This is a genomic window from Roseixanthobacter finlandensis (assembly GCF_043195105.2).
GTDB lineage: Bacteria > Pseudomonadota > Alphaproteobacteria > Rhizobiales > Xanthobacteraceae > NCEH01.
Genome location: NZ_CM195536.1, coordinates 2,090,146 through 2,107,039 on the forward strand (window position 1 = coordinate 2,090,146; position 16,894 = coordinate 2,107,039).

Genomic DNA, 16,894 nt, shown 5'->3' on the forward strand with positions numbered 1-16,894 from the left:
CGGCAAATCCCGGATCGCGGCTTTATGCGCCGTGGGTCTAGGACACCCCTACGCAAGGAGTGCTCCATGCTTGACCTCATCTACCTCGTTCTCGGCTTCGCCTTCTTCGCTTTGATGGCGCTCTACCTGCGCTTCGTGGCGCAGGCCTGAGGAGGAACCCATGCTCGACCTCGTTCTCGGTGCGGCGGTGAGCCTCTCGCTCGCCGCCTATCTCGTTTTCGCATTGGTACGCCCCGAGCGGTTCTGACCGCAGCTCCGCCCGATCCCCCCAAACGCTTTTCTCAGGTGATGCAACGCCATGACCTCCAACGGCTGGCTTCAGATCGCGATCCTCTTCATAGCGGTGGTGGCATGCGCCATCCCGCTCGGTCGCTTCATGGCCCGCGTGTTCGCGGGTGAACGCAATTTTCTTTCCCCCGTGCTCGCCCCCGTCGAGCGCGGCCTCTACCGCCTTGCCGGGGTCGATCCCGACAAGGAGCAGGGCTGGGTCGCTTATACGCTCGGCATGCTGGCGCTGAATGCCGCCGGCTTCGCGCTGCTGTATGCGATCCTGCGCCTGCAAGGGGTGCTGCCGGTGAACCCGCAGGGCTTCGGCGCCCTGTCGCCGGATCTCGCCTTCAACACGGCGGTGAGCTTCGTCACCAACACCAATTGGCAGGCTTATGGCGGCGAGACCACCATGAGCAATTTCAGCCAGATGGTGGGGCTGACGGTGCAGAACTTCCTGTCCGCCGCCACCGGCATCGCGCTCGCCATCGCCTTGGTGCGTGGCTTTGCCCGGTCCGGCGCGGCGGGGGTGGGCAATTTCTTCGTCGATGCCACCCGCGCGACGCTCTACATCCTGCTGCCGCTCGCCTTCGTCACCGCCCTGATCCTCGTGGCGAGCGGCATGCCGCAGACGCTGGACGGGTCGTTCACGGCCACCACGCTCGACGGCGCGCAGCAGACCATCTCCATCGGCCCGGTCGCCTCTCAGGTCGCCATCAAGCAGCTCGGCACCAATGGCGGCGGCTTCTTCAACGTCAATGCCGCCCATCCGTTCGAGAATCCGACCGCGCTCGGCAACATGCTGCAAGTGTGGCAGATGCTGGTGGTCTCCACCGCCATCATGTTCGCCTTCGGCCATCTGGTGGGCGACAAGCGCCAGGCCAAGGCGCTGGTTACGGTCGTGTTCGTGCTGCTGATCGTCGGCGTGGCCGTGGCCTATTGGGCGGAAGCGGCCGGTACGCCGGTGCTGCAGCACGCGGGGCTGGACCCGGCCGGCGGCAATATGGAGGGCAAGGAAGTGCGCTTCGGCATCGCGCTCTCGGCGCTGTGGGCGGCGGTCACGACCGGGCTTTCCTGCGGCGCGGTGAATGCGATGCACGGCTCCTTCACGCCGCTCGGCGGCATGGTGCCGCTGGTGCTGATCAAGCTCGGCGAAATCCTGCCGGGCGGCGTCGGCTCGGGCCTCTACGGCCTGCTGGTGATGGCCATCATCGCCGTGTTCGTGGCCGGCCTCATGGTGGGCCGCACGCCGGAATATCTCGGCAAGAAGATCGAGGCCAAGGAAGTGAAGATGGCGGTGCTGGCGAGCCTCGTGCTGCCCATCTTCGTGCTCGGCTTCACCGCGCTCGCCGCCAATCTTTCGGGACCGGCTGCCGGTATCGGCAATGGCGGCCCGCACGGCCTGACCGAGGTGCTCTATGCCTATGCCTCCGGCACCGGCAATAACGGCTCGGCCTTCGCCTCGCTCTCGGCCAACACCCCCTGGTGGAACACCACGCTCGGCATCGCCATGCTGTTCGGCCGCTTCGCTTATATCGTGCCGATGATGGCGATTGCCGGCTCGCTCGCCGCCAAGCCGCGCCTTACCGCCTCCACCGGCACCTTCCCGACCCATGGGCCGCTGTTCGTGGGCCTCCTCATCGGCGTCATCTTGATCCTCGGTGGTCTGCAATTCTTCCCCGCGCTCGCCCTCGGCCCGATCGCCGAGCAGGTGCAGATGCTGGCCGGCAAGACCTTCTGAGGAACGGAGAAAGAAATGTCCGCAAAAAACGTCTCCTCCATCGCCAGCCCCGATTTGATCGGCCGGGCCGCGATCGATGCCGTCAAGAAGCTCAATCCGCGCTCCTTGATGAAGAATCCGGTGATCTTCGTCACCGAAGTCGTGGCGACGCTCGTCACCGCCATTTTCCTGCGCGACCTGCTCACCGGCGCGCCGGTGTCCTTCACCGGCCAGATCATGGGCTGGCTGTGGTTCACCGTGTTGTTCGCCAATTTCGCGGAAGCGGTGGCGGAAGGGCGGGGCCGCGCCCAGGCGGAAAGCCTCAAGCGCGCGCGCACCGATACGATGGCGAAGAAGCTCGCCGACCCCAGGAACCGCGAGCGCTTCACCCGCGTCTCGGCGCTGGACCTGAAGGTGGGCGATCTGGTGCTGGTGGAAGCCGGCGACCTCGTGCCCGGCGACGGCGAGATCATCGAGGGCATCGCCTCGGTGAACGAAGCCGCCATCACGGGCGAGAGCGCCCCCGTCATCCGCGAAAGCGGCGGCGACCGCTCGGCCGTGACCGGCGGCACCACCGTGGTGTCGGACTATGTGGTGGTACGCATCACGGCGGCCGCCGGCTCGTCCTTCCTCGATCGCATGATCGCTTTGGTGGAAGGCGCCGAGCGGCAGAAGACGCCGAACGAGATCGCCTTGACCATCCTGCTGGTGGGCATGACGCTGATCTTCCTCATCACCGTCGTGACGCTCTATGGCCTCGGCCTCTATGGCGGCACCAAGCTGGCGGTGCCGGTTCTGGTGGCGCTGCTGGTGACGCTGATCCCGACCACCATCGGCGGCCTGCTCTCGGCCATCGGCATCGCCGGCATGGACCGCTTGGTGCGCCATAATGTGCTGGCCATGTCCGGCCGCGCGGTGGAGGCGGCGGGCGACGTGGATACGCTGCTGCTGGACAAGACCGGCACCATCACCTTCGGCAATCGCATGGCGACCGAGATCATCCCGGTTCCGGGCGTGAGTGCGCGGGACGCCACGCAGGCGGCGGTGCTGGCCTCGCTCGCCGACGAGACCGCGGAAGGGCGCTCCATCCTTGCCCTGGCGCGGGAGACCTTCGGCATCGACGTGACCATGGTGCCGGACGGGGCGAGCTTCGTGCCCTTCTCCGCCGCCACCCGCATTTCCGGCATCGACCTCGCGGGCCGCAAGGTGCGCAAGGGCGCGGTGGACGCGGTGCGCCGCTTCGTGTCGGAAGGCCTTACGGGCAAGACGAGCGAGCCGGCCGAGTTCAACGCGGCGGTGGATCGCATCGCGCGTTCCGGCGGCACGCCGCTGGGGCTTGCGGAAAACGGGCGCCTGCTCGGCGTCATCCATCTGAAGGACGTGGTGAAGCCGGACATCAAGGAGCGCTTCGCCGAATTGCGCCGCATGGGCATCCGCACGGTGATGGTGACGGGCGACAATCCCGTGACCGCCGCCGCCATTGCCTCCGAGGCCGGCGTCGATGATTTCATCGCCGAGGCCACCCCACAGGACAAGCTGAGCTATATCCGCAACGAGCAGCGGCGCGGCCGGCTGGTGGCCATGTGCGGCGACGGCACCAATGATGCGCCCGCCTTGGCGCAGGCGGACGTGGGCGTCGCCATGCAGAGCGGCACCCAGGCCGCCCGCGAGGCCGGCAACATGGTGGATCTCGACAGCGATCCCACCAAGCTCATCGAGATCGTCGGCATCGGCAAGCAACTGCTCATGACGCGCGGTTCGCTGACCACCTTCTCCATCGCCAACGATGTCGCGAAATATTTCGCCATCATCCCGGCGCTGTTCATCGTCGCGATCCCGGAATTGAGCGTGCTCAACGTCATGGGCCTGTCGACGCCGCAGAGCGCCATTCTCTCGGCGGTGATCTTCAACGCCCTGATCATCATCGCGCTGATCCCGCTGGCCTTGCGGGGCGTGCCCTACAAGCCCGCCAGCGCGGAAAGCGTGCTGGCCCGCAACCTGCTGATCTATGGCCTCGGCGGCATCCTGGTGCCGTTCATCGGCATCAAGCTGATCGATCTCGCCGTGACCGCCCTTGGTCTCGCCTGAAACTCACCTTGCTTGAACTTTGCCTCGCCTGAAGGAGGCGCAAATGTTGACCCAGCTTCGTCCCGCCATCGTCCTGGTCGCCGCGTTCACGGTGATCACGGGCCTCGCCTATCCGCTCGCCGTCACCGGCATCGCCCAACTGGCCTTTCCCGCCGCCGCCAACGGCAGCCGGATCGAGCGCAACGGCGTCGTCGTCGGCTCCGCCTTGATCGGCCAGAAGACCGAGGGTGCCGGCTATTTCCATCCCCGGCCCTCGGCGGCGGGAGAGGGCTATGACGCCGCCAACTCCTCCGGCAGCAACCTTGCGCCCACCAGCGCCAAGCTGAAGGACCGGATCCTCGCCGATGTCGCGGCGCTCCGCGCGGAGGGCATCACCGGCGAAATCCCCGCCGATGCTGTCACCACCTCCGGCAGCGGGCTCGATCCGCACATCTCGCCCGCCTATGCGCAGGACCAGGTGAAGCGCGTCGCCGCCGCCCGCAATCTTCCGGAAGACAAGGTGCGCCAGGTGGTGGCGCAGAATATCGAGTCGCGCGAACTCGGCGTTTTCGGTGAGCCGCGCGTGAACGTGCTGAAACTCAACATCGCGTTGGACGCGCAAAAATGATTGCCACGGGTGGGCCGGTTCGCGAAGGATCGGCCCATCCATTCCCGCAAGCCCGCCCCAGAGCAGCGCATCAGCAAGGGACTTGAAAGTGCAGGACAAGCCGCGCGCGTCTCCCGATGCCCTCCTCGCCAAGGCCGCGCGCGAGGGCAAGGGAAAGCTGCGCGTGTTTCTCGGCGCCGCGCCGGGCGTTGGAAAGACCTATGCCATGTGCCAGGCGGCGCGGGCCGCGAAAGAGGGCGGCACCGACGTTGTGATCGGCATCGTCGAGACCCACGGGCGCCGCGAGACCGAGGCGATCACCGAGGGGCTGGAGACCTTGCCCCGCAAATCCATCGCCTATCGCGGCCGACTGGTGCCGGAATTCGATCTTGATGCCGCTTTGGCGCGCCGCCCGGCGCTGCTTCTGGTGGACGAATATGCCCACACCAACGTCCCGGGCAGCCGCCACCCCAAGCGCTGGCAGGACGTGCGCGACATCCTCGACGCCGGCATCGACGTGTGGACCACGCTCAACATCCAGCATCTGGAGAGCCTGAACGAGGTGGTGCAGCGCATCTCCGGCGTGCGGGTGCGCGAGACCGTGCCCGATACCGCGCTCCAGGAGGCGGACGAGGTGGTAATGGTGGACCTGCCGCCCGACGAGCTGCTGAAGCGGCTCGCCGAGGGCAAGATCTACATCCAGGATACGGCCGCGCGGGCGATCGAGAATTTCTTCAAGCCCACCAATCTCACCGCTTTGCGCGAGCTCGCCCTGCGCCGGGTGGCGGCGCGGGTGGACAGCGATCTCGTCGAGCATATGCAGGGCGGCGCCATCGAGGGGCCGTGGGCGGCCGGCGAGCGCATCCTGGTGTGCGTCGGCCCCGACGCCTCGGCCCAGCGGGTGGTGCGCGAGGCCAAGCGCCTTGCCGATCTTGCCGATGCGCCCTGGTTCGCCATTACCGTGGAGCGCCCCGGCGCCTTGCCGAGCCTCGCCGAGCGCCAGCGCATCCAGGAGGCGCTGCGCCTCGCGGAGAGCCTCGGCGCCGAGACGCGGGCGCTGGTGGGCAATGATCTGGTGGCCGAGCTGCTGCGTTTCGCGCGGTTCGAGAATGTGACGCAGATCGTGGTGGCGCAGGCGCGCCCCTCGCGCCTCAACCGCCTGTTCTGGCGTACCCTCGCCGATGCATTGGTGCGCAAGGCGCGGGGCATCGCGGTGCATGTGGTCACTTTCGGCGATGAGAGCGAGGCGGCGCCGGTCCGCCATGTCCGACCGGCCGCGCCCCATGGCGATACAATCGGCTATGTGGTCGCGGCGGGGTCGGTGGCGCTCGCGACGGTGGCGGGGGAGGGGCTCACGGACTTGGTGGCGCTGCCCAATGTCTCCATGGTCTATCTGCTGGCGGTGCTGGTGCCGGCGATCCAATTCGGCGTGCGGGCGGCGGTGTTCGCCTCCCTGCTGTCGGCGCTGACCTATAATTTCTTCTTCATCGACCCGGTCTACACCTTCACCATTGCGCGGCCGCACGAATTGCTGGCCCTGACCATCTTCCTCATCATTGCAGTGCTGATTTCGGCGGTGGCCGGGCGCTCGCGCGAGCGGGCGGATGCGGCGGCGATCCGCATGCGGGCGGCACGGCGGCTGTACGAATTCACCCGCAAGCTCTCCGCTTTGGTGGAGTCCGGCGCGGTGGCGGAGGCGGCGGCCTCCGAGATCCAGACCATTCTCGGCCGCTCCACCGCCATTCTGGTGCCGCACGGGACGCAGATGACGCTGGCGGCAGCCTGGCCGCCGGAAGACCGGCTCGACACCGCATCCATGAGCGCGGCGCGTTGGGCCCTGGAGCGCAACGAGCCGGCCGGCGCCGGCACCGGCACCTTGCCGAGCGTGCCCTGGCTGTTCCTGCCGTTGCGCGCCCGCGACACGCAGGTGGGCGTGATCGGTATCGAATGCGCGGGACCGTCCGGTCCGCTCGATCCGGAATCGGCGGTGCTGCTCGATACGCTCGCGGACCAGACCGCGGTCGCCCTCGACCGCTCGGCACTCGCCGACGAAATGGCCGGCGTGAAATCGGCGGCGGAAACCGAGCGGGTGCGCAACATCCTGCTGGCCTCCATCAGCCACGATTTCCGCACGCCTTTATCCTCTATCCTGGGCGCCGCCACCTCGCTGATCGATTACGGCACCCGCATCGCGCCCGAGCAGCGGCGCGACCTGCTCTCGCAAGTGCGCGAGGAGGCCGAGCACCTGGACGGCATGGTGCGGAACCTGCTGTCCATGACGCGCCTGGAAGCCGGCGCGCTCGATCTGCGGCGCGACTGGACCGACATCAACGAAGTGATCCACCAGGCGGTCGCCCTCGCCAAGCGGCGCGGGGCGACCCAATTGTTCGCCGTGGAGAGCGAACAGGACCTGCCGCTGGTGTTCGCGGACCAGATCCTGCTCAACCAGGCGCTTGCGAACGTGGTGGGCAATGCCGTGCGCTATGCCGGGCCCGGCGCCCATGTGGTGCTCGCCGCGCGGCGCGCTGGCGACCTGCTGGAAATCTCCGTCACCGACGACGGTCCCGGCATCGCGCCCGATCTGCTGCCCCATGTGTTCGAGAAATTCGTGCGCGCCGTGCGCGAGGGCGCGGACGGTGGGGAAGGCTCCGGGCTGGGCCTCGCCATCGCCAAGGGCATCGTCGAGGCCCATGGCGGCAGCGTGCGCGCGGAAAGCCCGGTGGATGGCGACGGGCGCGGCGCGCGGATCATTTTTTCGCTTCCCATCGGCGGCGCGCCCGCCGCCGCGGCAATGTGAGACACCGTCATGAGCCTCGGCAAGATCCTGGTGGTGGACGACGAGCCGGCGATCCATCGCTTCCTCGCCCCGGCGCTGATGGCGGCCGGTTATGAGGTGGCGGCGGCGGAGGATGGCGGCCGCGCTTTGCGCGAGATCGCCACCCATCCGCCAGACGCCGTGGTGCTCGACCTCGGCTTGCCCGACATGGACGGCAAGGATGTGATCCGCCGCCTGCGCGGCTGGTCGCAGGTGCCGGTGATCGTGCTGTCGGCGCGCGACCGCGAGGCGGAGAAGATCGAGGCTTTGGATCTCGGCGCCGATGATTTCGTCAATAAGCCGTTCGGCATTGGCGAATTGATGGCGCGCATTCGCGCCGCCCTGCGCCATCGCGCCGGCGATGTCTCGGAAGATCCGATTCTGCGCGTGGGTCCGATCGAGATCGACCGTCCACGCCATCGCGTCACCCGCGACGGGGAGGAGGTAAAGCTGACGCCGAAGGAGTTCGATCTTCTGGTGTTTCTCGCGCGCCATGAGGGCAAGGTGGTGACGCACCACCAATTGCTTACCACCGTATGGGGGCCGGCCCATGGGCAGGATACCCAATATCTGCGGGTCTATGTGGGGCAGCTGCGCCAGAAGCTGGAACTGGACCCGAGCGCGCCCGCGCTCATTCTCACCGAGCCGGGCATCGGCTATCGCGCCGGCGCCATGGGGTGACGGGGCTGAAGGGTGAGGGGGCGACTGTTCCGCCTTAAGGCCGAGCGGTTGCCCGTCGCGTCGCCGTGACGGGCGCTGTCGCAGGAGGGGCCGCGCGCTCAGGCGGCGTGCGAATAGGCCCCGAACCGATGCTCCGAAAGCCCGAACGCCTGCGACCAGGTTTCGAACGCGACCCAGGCGCGGGCCCGCATTTCCGGCGTGCGGGCGTGCTCCATCTGGGCCAGGAGCATTTCGGCATATTCTCCCACTTCGTCCGCCTCATGGGCGTGCAGGAAGCCGATGGCATCCTCCAGGCCGCGGACATGGTGGTCTTCCCCGCCAATGAAAATACGCAGCGGACGCAACACGTTACTTGGGGATTGTGTTTGCATCTTATTCCCTCCAAGGTCGCGCTTTGCCGTTCCCCTGCCGCCCAATGCCCGCCGCTCGCGCGCAAGCGCGAAGCGGAATCTGGCCAGCAAAGGAGTGCGTGCCCACAGGTATCGCGCCTATGGGACAACACGGCTTAAACGCGCGTGTGATCCTTAGGTTCCACCCGCGAGGAAGAAAATTCAAACGCAATTTCAAACAAAAGATGGTGCGCTGCGATGCCGCCGGAGCGCGGTAGGGCCTACCGGGCGGGGCGATCGGTGAAGCGAAAAACTGGTGGGCCCGGCAGGACTCGAACCTGCAACCAGACCGTTATGAGCTTTCTTCGTGTCTTGGAAAGTGGCGCCGTTATTGGGAAAGACCTGTCCGCAAAAGGCTCAATTTGACCGAGAAACCCATTACCGGCCCCAATGACCATGTTCATCGAACCGGCAAGCAAACCGTCATTTCGCAGACACCTGCCGTGGTTTGACGAAATCGAGCGACGCGGCGGCCTTCTGGAGATGCCTCGGAGAAAAGCGGGCGTAGACGCGCCGGGTGATCCTGCTGTCTTCGTGTCCGAGATATTGCGCGATCTCCTCAATATCCACGCCATCCTCCGCCATCCAAACGGCGGCGGTGTGGCGCAGCACGTGCGGCGTCACAGCCTCAAGTCCCGCGGATTCCACAGCCGCTCCAAAGCCGGTCTTAATCGACGCAATCGGCTCTCCGTTCCACTCGATCACGTGGGTGGTCAGGGCTCCCTTTTTCGCCTCTTGGAGCGCTGCCATCAGGGTGCCGTTGATCGGCACCGTGGCGCGTCCTTTTCGGGTCATGGAGTCCGGGAGAGCGAGGCGAATCTGTTCGCGCTCCAGATCAACGCGATCCCATGTCAAGTCCAGCACCGCGCCGACGCGCGCCGCGGTCGTGAGCATGAGGATGATGGCGAGGCGGATATGGGGGGCGCTTGCCGCTTCAAGCAGCTTGCCGGCCTCCGCGCGGGTCAGATAGCGCTCTCTCGGCTTCGGCTTTGACGGGCGCTCGATCCGGGGGGCATATTCGATCAGCTTGCTATCGGCGGCCCATACGAGGACCGTGCGCAGATGGCCGAGCTCGGTCCAGATGGTGCCGTCTGCTGTCGCCCCGCGCTTTCCGGTAACGCGCCGCTTGGCGGTGTAGCTGCGGCAGAGGTCTATCGTGATGTGCTTCGGCTCCAGGTGGCCGAAGGTCGGCTTTAAAAAAGGCCACTCGAAGCCCATGGACCGCACCACGCGCCGGCCCTCTTTTTCCTTCAGATAAGCGCGCCACAACTCTTCGACGGTCACGCCGTCGCGCCGGCTGAGGCCTAGGACGAAATCTGCTTTTGTGCGCTCTGCCTCTTGGCGAGTGCCCGCGTCAAGGCGGTATCGCTTTCGCTTCCCGTCTTCCCACCAGGAGACGACCCACCGGCCGTTGAGCCGTCCGAGCTTGTATTCTGGGTCTTGCATCGCTCGTATTCCTCCACGGCAGAGGCGGGGATCCTAAGGAGCCGGCCGCCCAGGCGGAAGTGCCCTAGTGCGCCATCCCGGATCAAATTGCGAACGTGCTTTTCCGAGCATCCCCAGCGCGCCGCCACCTGCTGCGGGCGCATGGGCCGGTCTGTGAGGATCGTTTCTGCCGTGAGGCAGTGGGTGCCCACCATGCCTTTAGCCCTCCGCCGTGCCGTATTTGGGAACAATCAGCCAGTCTCCTGGCATATTGTCATCAGGTTCCAAGCGCCACTTGTCGTCGCCCGCGAATGAAGCGCGAAGATCCACAGGGCATAGGCACACATGCTTCAGCCGAGCGAGACACCCTTCTCGCGCCTCCGGAGGGGCGGCATAATCGCCGAGAAGGACAATAGCCTCGTCCGGGATGAACGATTCCAGATCCCTGATGCTCGTCACCTCTTGCTGCATGGCTTCGCAATACATTGTCGTGCACATGCCCTCAGCCCTCCTCGCCAGTTCGCCGCGCATCTACGGCCTCGGCATTCTCCGGCGCGTGCACGGGGCAGCCAACTGTGAAAACGAAGAGCCCATCCCGCCCACGCCAGCCCTGCCCATGGTGGTTGTCGATCATCGGACAAACGCCCCCCATAGCCTGGGCAAGCTCGGAGCCTGGGTTCGGTGGGAGGATGTGTTGATCACTTTTCATCGTCAATCACCGTTCGGAAGAAGCGTTTCAACTTTTCAATTTCAGGAGTATCGTAAAGCCTGTTACGATGACCGCATTTAGGGCATATGAAGTTTCCTTCCCCCATACGGGTATCGCCGTCTCCGGAATGGTCGTAATACGTCTGCCTGAATTCTGTATCCTTGATAAAGCTTAACTCTCCGCATCCTCTTCCGTGCACATTCCCCGTACATGTGAGGAGCGTGTTTTCAATTTGCCTATGACGCGCCTCTCCGTTCCTTATAAGGACTTCGTTAGCTGCGGAAACTTCCGCTTCAGACGGCCCTCCCAGCGGCGGCTGGAAATAAGCGATCGGGCTCATTACGCCGGCTCCTTGTGCTTCTCGAAATAGGCGCGGAAATCCGCACCGCACCACGTGATATCGTGGTCGCTGTCGCACTCGTTGCAGTCAGTCCGGCACGCCCGCCCCTTGAGGAGCGCCTCGGCTTCCTTAAGCCGCGTGGTAAGGTCTCCGACCGTTCCACCAAGATCCGCAATGTCCATGGCGCGGGCGGCATTCCATGCGGTGAGCGCATCGATGCGGGCGGATGTCGCGATCAATGCGTCAATCGGGGACCCGGTCCAGACGCCGTCTTCGCTAAGATTGGGCGATACATTTTCGACGATAGCGGTGGAGATTTCGTCAGCACGCTTTTCCGCGGCCTCAGCGCGGAAGATGTGGTCCTTCAAGGTGCGAAGCCACTCGCGCCGCATCGCCTCGATCTCGTCTGCCGCTTCCAGCATCATCGCCCACGCCCCATTCGGTGCGACAGGATTCCCGTCTGCATCCCGAGACAGACCCCCGCGATTGGTGATGTGCGCTCGCATGCGCTCTACGATGTCGGTCATTGCTTCTGCCCTTCCTTGCCGGGGCCGCTTTCAGACACGCGTCGCAGCCGGCCGGCTGCATCGTCGAATTCGGCCCATGCGCCAGATGACGGATGGTCCACGCGCCAAAGGCCATCTCCCATATGCCAGTGCTTGAGGTCGCCCTTGACGCCAAAATATCGGCGGAATGCCTGGGTTAATCGATCGTTTACCGTCCCGCGCATCACTTCTGTCCTTCCTTAAGAGCGCGAAGATGGGACTCCCATTCACATCGCGTCGGCATCATGCTCTGAAGCATCGACCGATCAGGTTCCGGGCAAACCTTCCACCCCAGCCAGGACAGCTTTTTGAATATCCACCAGCGGATAGGTCTCATGATTTTTGCCCTTCCTTGAGTTCGGCGGCGCGCGCGTCGGCGGCGGCAAAATAAGCGGCGCGATGCTTGAGTAATTCTCCCTTTAGTTCATCTGCCTTGGCATCATTTTGCGCCGCCCGGTTGGCAATAACCCAAACGGCATTCGCTACGGCGTAGTATCGAGGCGCGGGCATATGGCAGGAGCAGAATCCCACCATCTCGTCGATGACATCAAGCATCTCAAAGAGTTCGTCTTTCGGGAGACGGGCGCATTCAATTTCGTCCATCTCACTCCCCTCCCTGCTTGAGGGCGGCGCGGCCGGAAAGCACCGCCTTGAATTCATCTGGAAGCGTGCAGTTTTCGGGCGCGTCGCGGAACATGGGCGCGATATCTTCGTGTCGATATCCGGCGAGTCCGCATCCGATCGGAGTAACCTGAAACGTTAAGTCCGGACGGCGACGGGCGAATTCAAGAAAGGTCCGCACGCTGCGGTCTATTGCCGAAAGGCTGCGGGTTTTCAGCGCTCCGTCTTTCGTAGGGATACCGTAGCTGTGCCCTTGCAGTCCTTCCCCTTGCCCGTAGACAGCGCCCCGGTTCTGCCGCGCCCATAGCGCCGCGCCCGCGCCGTGGCGACCGGCTAGGTTCGAGCCGAAGACGAAAATAGGGGCGTTCATCTCTCACTCCTCCCCTTTGGGAGGGGCCGGCGCCCATTGATCAGGCTGGTGAAAGATCCTCCAGGCGTATGGTTCGATGAACAGTTCCGAGCATACCCAGGCGCCATTGATGAAGACGCCGGTAGCCCCATGATCGAGACATCCCGCACGTCTGACGCGAACCCTCGTGCCGTCGCGCGGCGCGGTATCGATCGGCTGAAAGTCTTGCTCTTGCGCCATCTCCTATCCCTCCTGCTTGGAGAGGTCGGGAACGCCGAGATGGGCAAGCGCGGCGCGGGCACCCGCCTCAAACGCCTTGCGCTTCGTCCCCCGATGATAGGCGTCAACGACTGGATCCGGATGCCGGCAAAACGCCTCGAATGCGGCCTTCGTCGAGGTCACCGCATCAACTCCCGCAGGGGCGGGTGACATCACGTGTGCGAGGTATAGCTTCTCGAATTCTTCCAGAGCGCTGAACCGATCAACAATGCGCTGGATCATAGCTTCAGGCGTCGAGCATCCTTCGCCTTGGAAGGTCGAGAAGCTATACTCCCCATCACCCCCGGTAAGACGGTCAATCTCCTGCGCAGCGTCCTCGCGCCCGTCTCGCTTGCCTAGTTCATAGGCTTCGTCTGGATCATCCTGATTGACGCCCGCAGGGGTGGGAGCGGGCTCTATCAGGGCGGAGCGGATGCGCTGTTCATAGTCGGCCTGGCATGCGCCCATAGCAGCTTCTGATGTTGAGAAGCGCTCATTTCCTAAGGTTGTGGAGAAATCTCCAACACCCTCATAAATCCGGTACCCCCAATCGAAAGTCGTTTGGGCGCGCCAGAAGCGCGGGTTGGTATCGGAACGCCATTCCCACTCCAGCAACCTCACATTTATCTCGCAGTCACGGGTGGAGATGGCGCAATGGCCTTCTACCCTAGCGAGAGCAGATTCGATATTGTCATAAATCTCACAGTCGGATACCTGTCCGAACTCGTTGATATTATCGCACAATTTTTTGGCGGCTCGATAAAACTTCGAGGCGTTATTCACTTCTACCGATATATGAGTGGATGAGAGGGCCGCGCGCTCTTTCCATCCGCACCACAAATACTGAGCGTAGTGGTTGTGGTAGTATCCATCACTGGATTTTTCGATTGGAAACGATTCCACGGCCCACTTCTCGAACGCCTCGCGCTCTGCATTCTCATTCATGGCCGGTCTCCGTAGTATCCAGGGTCACCAGGGCGAAGGCTTTGACCGGCTTCACCGCACGGCCCTCCCTGCGTTCGACCGGCCCGTCTCCGTGTTGCTCATTCGAGCAACCTGCGTGCGCAATTCAGCCACCTGCGCGGCCTGCTCGAACATCGCCGCCAGCATGTCTCCGCCGGGGCCAAGGCCCTGTGCGCGGGCCGCATCTGCGAGCACCTGCCCTCGTGAACGGATGGCCGTGGCGATATCGGCGCCGAACCGCTTGATCTCTTCATCGGTCATTGGTGCTCTCCGTGATGTCTGGTGCGTTCCTTGCGGCAACAGGCTGATGCTCATCTCCCGTCGCAAAGACAATGGTGTCTACGTCTGCGATATCACGCCGGGCGCGTTGGTCCCATTTGCGATGAACGAAGCCGGGGCGGCCCCAAATGCGGACGGCGCTCCAGTATTCCTCGCTACGGAAGCCGACGAAGTGGACGGCTGGCTCTATTCCAGTATTATAGCCCATTATCGCCTCGTAATCGGTTCTCCGGTGCGTCTATCCACAACAGTCCCGTCAATTTTCTTCTTGACGTTGCTTTCCTTGCTCGCGGAAAACCGGGACGGTCTTTTGACCCCGAGATGCTTCGAACGTACCCGCGCGGTGCGGGATTTCTCTGCCACGTCGGCGCGGGTTTTGCCCTTGTGGCACCAGTCGCAAACCAGCCTGAGATTTGCCTCCCGGTTCTCGCCCCCGTTGATGATCGCCACGACGTGATCCGCCTGCCATGCGTCACCGGGTCCGAGCTTGCGCATGCAGACGGCGCAGCAGCCGCCGGCCCGTTCAAAGACACGGACACGGACGCGGGGCGGGATCTGCGTGTCTGCGCTGGCGCCGATCCACTCGTCTGTGGTGCGGGCCATCTATGCGGCCTCCGTAAGCGTCGCCGGCACGGCGTCGATGTTCCCGAGGCGCGGCACGAAGCTGTAGGCGGCGACCCATGAATTTTCGGACCAAAGGGCACCGTTGTGCAGGTTATTGATCAGATCGCGATAGACCAGACGCGGGTCGGGGTGGCTGTTGATGGGGAGAGCGCCCTTCTTGGCGTTGACGCCCGCCAGACGATGAGCGCCGGGGAGATAGAAGATGTCAGGTTCGCTTCCGTCATCCTCGACTATGCCTTCGGAAATCGCATCCGCCTCGCTGATGTCCTGCAATCTCTGCACCCTCACCTCGGTCACGTAGAGGGTGATGCGGGAGGCCCAGCGGGGCATGAACATGGAGGCGCGATACCGCGCGACGGGCCATAGTCGATCGTGAGACGTGTAATGGATCGGAGCCGACCGCGGCAGATCACGCGGCGGCGTCGGGTCGTAGAGTTTCGTGGTCTTCCATTCCTCCCGGACCCAGAGGCGGTCGCCCGAAGAAGGCTTGCGATGAAGGTCTAAGAGGGCGCGGTCACTGATGCAGATGCGCCCGCCGACCATGCCAGAGGCGTTCCAGTAGTGCTTCCCGTCGGTGACAAAATTATACGGCTGCGGCGTCAGGATGCGCCGCGTCTGCGTCTTGCCCGTGCCTGGGTGCTCGATCTCGCGCAGGATCGCGCGGATCATCGGCGCGCTGAACAAAATAGGCCTATCCATCACTTCTCTCCTCTGTTGGGAGGAGAGGGGAGGGGCAGGTATCCGGCGATCCATTCGTCCGGAAACCCACCGTGTCCTACCGGCGCGGCGACACCCCAGCCGATATCAAACCCGTCTTCGCAGAGGCCTGCGTGTCGGATGGGAAGCTGAAGCCCATTCCAGCGCATCAGGTCTTCGCGGCCCGGCTCGATCCTCGGATAAATGTCCGAGTGCAATACAGCCCAAATCGGCGTGCCGTCTTTCCGCGCATTTTCGATAGGCTGCCACGCCATCACCTCTGCAATGGCGGCGTTTGCGGCTTCTTCGATGCCGAAAATGTAATGGTTGATCGGAGGCGGCGCTGCATCCACACGGATCTGCTTCGCGATCGATGCCGCCACTCTCTCCCTCAGGGTGCGGGAGGCCGGGCCTGGGGGAGACCCGGCCTCCCTATCGCCGGGGTGTGCGATGGGGCTGGGCTGCCCCGGCGAATTCTGTTCGGTGCTCATGCGGCTTCTCCCTGCTTGCGCAGCGTTTCGGGCGAGACGCCAAGCATCCCGGAGATGATTTCGAGGATGGCGGTCTTGGATTGCTGGAACTCGCGCGCGCCCATGGCGCGATGGCTCTGGCTCTTGGCCCGCTTGATCGATATGGCGGAGCCGGAAACCTGAACGAATGCGAACTCGTCCAGGAAGGTCATGGCCGCAACCATCCTGCGGGCCGCCGCAGCCGAGCCGGCATCGACCAGCACTTCGGTGCAATAGCCAGCCTCGATCAGCGCCCGTTTCCGAAGATGTTCCTCGGTGGGATAGAGGTTGGACAGGCTTTCAGGCAGACTGCGCCATGCTTCGCGCAGCCATGCGAATTCGTGCCGATGCGAGACGCCGGAGCGCGGCTCTTCCACCACCAGCGGATACACCTCGCCCACGGTGAAATGCTTGTCGCACATGCGGGCGAAGCGCTGATTATAGGGCGTGAAGCTTTCGCCATCCCAGCGAAAGGGAATCGGGGCAGTGGCGCTCATGACGAAGGCACCTCCGCTCCGAGCTGGCGCAGCGTGCGGATGGCCTCTGACTCCTTGCGTGCCCAGTGCTGTCGGATGCCGTCGACCATCGACCGTGAAAGTTGATCGAGGTGGCATCGCCCTTCATATCGAAGGGTTTCCGTGTTGCTGTGGTATCCCCTCTGTGGGGCAGCGTAGGTTGCCTCGACCTTGACGTTGGTCGCACCGGCAAGGGCCGCGATGCACTTCCTGGCGCCGGTCAGCTTGTCCCGCGCATCGATAATGGCTCGGGCCTGCTCCAGAGTGATCTCATTCGGCATCGGGATATTCCTTTGCCAGACGGAGCCGCTCGTTGAGGTCTTCACGGAGCAAGTCGGGATCGGGGCCGCAGCAATCCGGGCACGGCCGCTCTTCACCGTCATCGTGGGGGAAGCCGCAGCCGGCCTCATAGACCGTGACGCGCTTGACGATGACGCCGGAGCCGCGACAGGTTTCGCATTCGCCGTCCATAGCGGCCTCCCATTGGCAGAAGTCTGGATCTGGACTTTCGCAGG

General features: G+C 64.2%; 23 protein-coding genes and 1 pseudogene. 7 read left to right on the forward strand and 17 right to left on the reverse strand.

The genetic code is table 11. The annotated features are described in order from the left end of the window. Positions 1-24: 24 nt before the first annotated feature. The 7 genes from V5G24_RS09625 to V5G24_RS09655 all read left to right on the forward strand — a co-directional run bounded on the left by V5G24_RS09625 (position 25) and on the right by V5G24_RS09655 (position 8,157). Positions 25-150 carry a hypothetical protein gene (locus V5G24_RS09625; protein ID WP_394085201.1) on the forward strand — a complete coding sequence of 42 codons (126 nt, stop codon included), beginning with the start codon at positions 25-27 and terminating at the stop codon, positions 148-150. Between the two features lie 10 nt (positions 151-160). Beyond that, positions 161-247: a K(+)-transporting ATPase subunit F gene (kdpF, locus tag V5G24_RS09630; RefSeq protein WP_348846543.1), complete on the forward strand. Its 87-nt coding sequence runs from the start codon at positions 161-163 to the stop codon at positions 245-247. A 51-nt stretch (positions 248-298) separates the two neighbouring features. Continuing rightward, on the forward strand, positions 299-2,008 hold the full coding sequence (kdpA, locus tag V5G24_RS09635; RefSeq protein ID WP_394085202.1) for a potassium-transporting ATPase subunit KdpA: 1,710 nt from the start codon (positions 299-301) through the stop codon (positions 2,006-2,008). A 15-nt stretch (positions 2,009-2,023) separates the two neighbouring features. After that, positions 2,024-4,075, forward strand: coding sequence for a potassium-transporting ATPase subunit KdpB (gene kdpB, locus V5G24_RS09640; protein WP_394085203.1), 2,052 nt, complete (start codon positions 2,024-2,026; stop codon positions 4,073-4,075). Positions 4,076-4,118: 43 nt separating this feature from the next. Beyond that, positions 4,119-4,682, forward strand: coding sequence for a potassium-transporting ATPase subunit KdpC (gene kdpC, locus V5G24_RS09645; RefSeq protein ID WP_394085204.1), 564 nt, complete (start codon positions 4,119-4,121; stop codon positions 4,680-4,682). An 82-nt stretch (positions 4,683-4,764) separates the two neighbouring features. Next, positions 4,765-7,458 carry a DUF4118 domain-containing protein gene (locus V5G24_RS09650; RefSeq protein WP_394085205.1) on the forward strand — a complete coding sequence of 898 codons (2,694 nt, stop codon included), beginning with the start codon at positions 4,765-4,767 and terminating at the stop codon, positions 7,456-7,458. A gap of 9 nt (positions 7,459-7,467) precedes the next feature. After that, entirely contained in the window at positions 7,468-8,157 is a 690-nt protein-coding gene (locus V5G24_RS09655) for a response regulator (protein WP_394085206.1), read from the forward strand. A gap of 98 nt (positions 8,158-8,255) precedes the next feature. Here the strand turns inward: V5G24_RS09655 and V5G24_RS09660 are convergent, their stop codons facing one another. The 17 genes and pseudogenes from V5G24_RS09660 to V5G24_RS09740 form a co-directional block, all read right to left on the reverse strand. Next, complete coding sequence (locus V5G24_RS09660) at positions 8,256-8,528, reverse strand: hypothetical protein (protein WP_394085207.1); 273 nt, start codon at positions 8,526-8,528, stop codon at positions 8,256-8,258. 441 nt (positions 8,529-8,969) lie between these two features. Further along, positions 8,970-9,992 (reverse strand): tyrosine-type recombinase/integrase, encoded by a 1,023-nt coding sequence (locus V5G24_RS09665; RefSeq protein ID WP_394085208.1) that lies wholly within the window; start codon positions 9,990-9,992, stop codon positions 8,970-8,972. 65 nt (positions 9,993-10,057) lie between these two features. Continuing rightward, positions 10,058-10,186 (reverse strand): annotated as a pseudogene (locus V5G24_RS09670) (hypothetical protein); the annotation flags it as partial. Positions 10,187-10,190: 4 nt separating this feature from the next. Next, complete coding sequence (locus V5G24_RS09675) at positions 10,191-10,502, reverse strand: hypothetical protein (protein WP_394085209.1); 312 nt, start codon at positions 10,500-10,502, stop codon at positions 10,191-10,193. A 167-nt stretch (positions 10,503-10,669) separates the two neighbouring features. Next, positions 10,670-11,020 carry a hypothetical protein gene (locus V5G24_RS09680; RefSeq protein ID WP_394085210.1) on the reverse strand — a complete coding sequence of 117 codons (351 nt, stop codon included), beginning with the start codon at positions 11,018-11,020 and terminating at the stop codon, positions 10,670-10,672. Then, on the reverse strand, positions 11,020-11,547 hold the full coding sequence (locus V5G24_RS09685; protein ID WP_394085211.1) for a hypothetical protein: 528 nt from the start codon (positions 11,545-11,547) through the stop codon (positions 11,020-11,022). The genes V5G24_RS09680 and V5G24_RS09685 overlap by 1 nt, the downstream gene beginning before the upstream one ends. Continuing rightward, on the reverse strand, positions 11,544-11,750 hold the full coding sequence (locus tag V5G24_RS09690) for a hypothetical protein (RefSeq protein WP_394085212.1): 207 nt from the start codon (positions 11,748-11,750) through the stop codon (positions 11,544-11,546). The genes V5G24_RS09685 and V5G24_RS09690 overlap by 4 nt, the downstream gene beginning before the upstream one ends. A gap of 148 nt (positions 11,751-11,898) precedes the next feature. After that, positions 11,899-12,168: a hypothetical protein gene (locus V5G24_RS09695; RefSeq protein ID WP_394085213.1), complete on the reverse strand. Its 270-nt coding sequence runs from the start codon at positions 12,166-12,168 to the stop codon at positions 11,899-11,901. A 1-nt stretch (position 12,169) separates the two neighbouring features. Then, positions 12,170-12,556 carry an A1S_2505 family phage non-structural protein gene (locus tag V5G24_RS09700; RefSeq protein ID WP_394085214.1) on the reverse strand — a complete coding sequence of 129 codons (387 nt, stop codon included), beginning with the start codon at positions 12,554-12,556 and terminating at the stop codon, positions 12,170-12,172. Between the two features lie 222 nt (positions 12,557-12,778). Beyond that, on the reverse strand, positions 12,779-13,738 hold the full coding sequence (locus V5G24_RS09705; protein ID WP_394085215.1) for a hypothetical protein: 960 nt from the start codon (positions 13,736-13,738) through the stop codon (positions 12,779-12,781). A 51-nt stretch (positions 13,739-13,789) separates the two neighbouring features. Continuing rightward, positions 13,790-14,017: a hypothetical protein gene (locus tag V5G24_RS09710; protein WP_394085216.1), complete on the reverse strand. Its 228-nt coding sequence runs from the start codon at positions 14,015-14,017 to the stop codon at positions 13,790-13,792. Between the two features lie 225 nt (positions 14,018-14,242). Continuing rightward, positions 14,243-14,638, reverse strand: coding sequence for an HNH endonuclease (locus tag V5G24_RS09715; protein ID WP_394085217.1), 396 nt, complete (start codon positions 14,636-14,638; stop codon positions 14,243-14,245). Further along, on the reverse strand, positions 14,639-15,343 hold the full coding sequence (locus tag V5G24_RS09720; RefSeq protein WP_394085218.1) for a hypothetical protein: 705 nt from the start codon (positions 15,341-15,343) through the stop codon (positions 14,639-14,641). Between the two features lie 14 nt (positions 15,344-15,357). Further along, the gene (locus tag V5G24_RS09725; RefSeq protein WP_394085219.1) at positions 15,358-15,846 is read right to left on the reverse strand and encodes a hypothetical protein; all 489 of its coding nucleotides are present in this window, start codon (positions 15,844-15,846) and stop codon (positions 15,358-15,360) included. Further along, entirely contained in the window at positions 15,843-16,361 is a 519-nt protein-coding gene (locus tag V5G24_RS09730) for a hypothetical protein (protein WP_394085220.1), read from the reverse strand. The genes V5G24_RS09725 and V5G24_RS09730 overlap by 4 nt, the downstream gene beginning before the upstream one ends. Beyond that, the gene (locus V5G24_RS09735; RefSeq protein WP_394085221.1) at positions 16,358-16,660 is read right to left on the reverse strand and encodes a hypothetical protein; all 303 of its coding nucleotides are present in this window, start codon (positions 16,658-16,660) and stop codon (positions 16,358-16,360) included. Before V5G24_RS09735 ends, V5G24_RS09730 begins: the two co-directional genes overlap by 4 nt. Continuing rightward, positions 16,650-16,850 carry a hypothetical protein gene (locus V5G24_RS09740; RefSeq protein ID WP_394085222.1) on the reverse strand — a complete coding sequence of 67 codons (201 nt, stop codon included), beginning with the start codon at positions 16,848-16,850 and terminating at the stop codon, positions 16,650-16,652. Before V5G24_RS09740 ends, V5G24_RS09735 begins: the two co-directional genes overlap by 11 nt. Between the last annotated feature and the right edge of the window lie 44 nt (positions 16,851-16,894).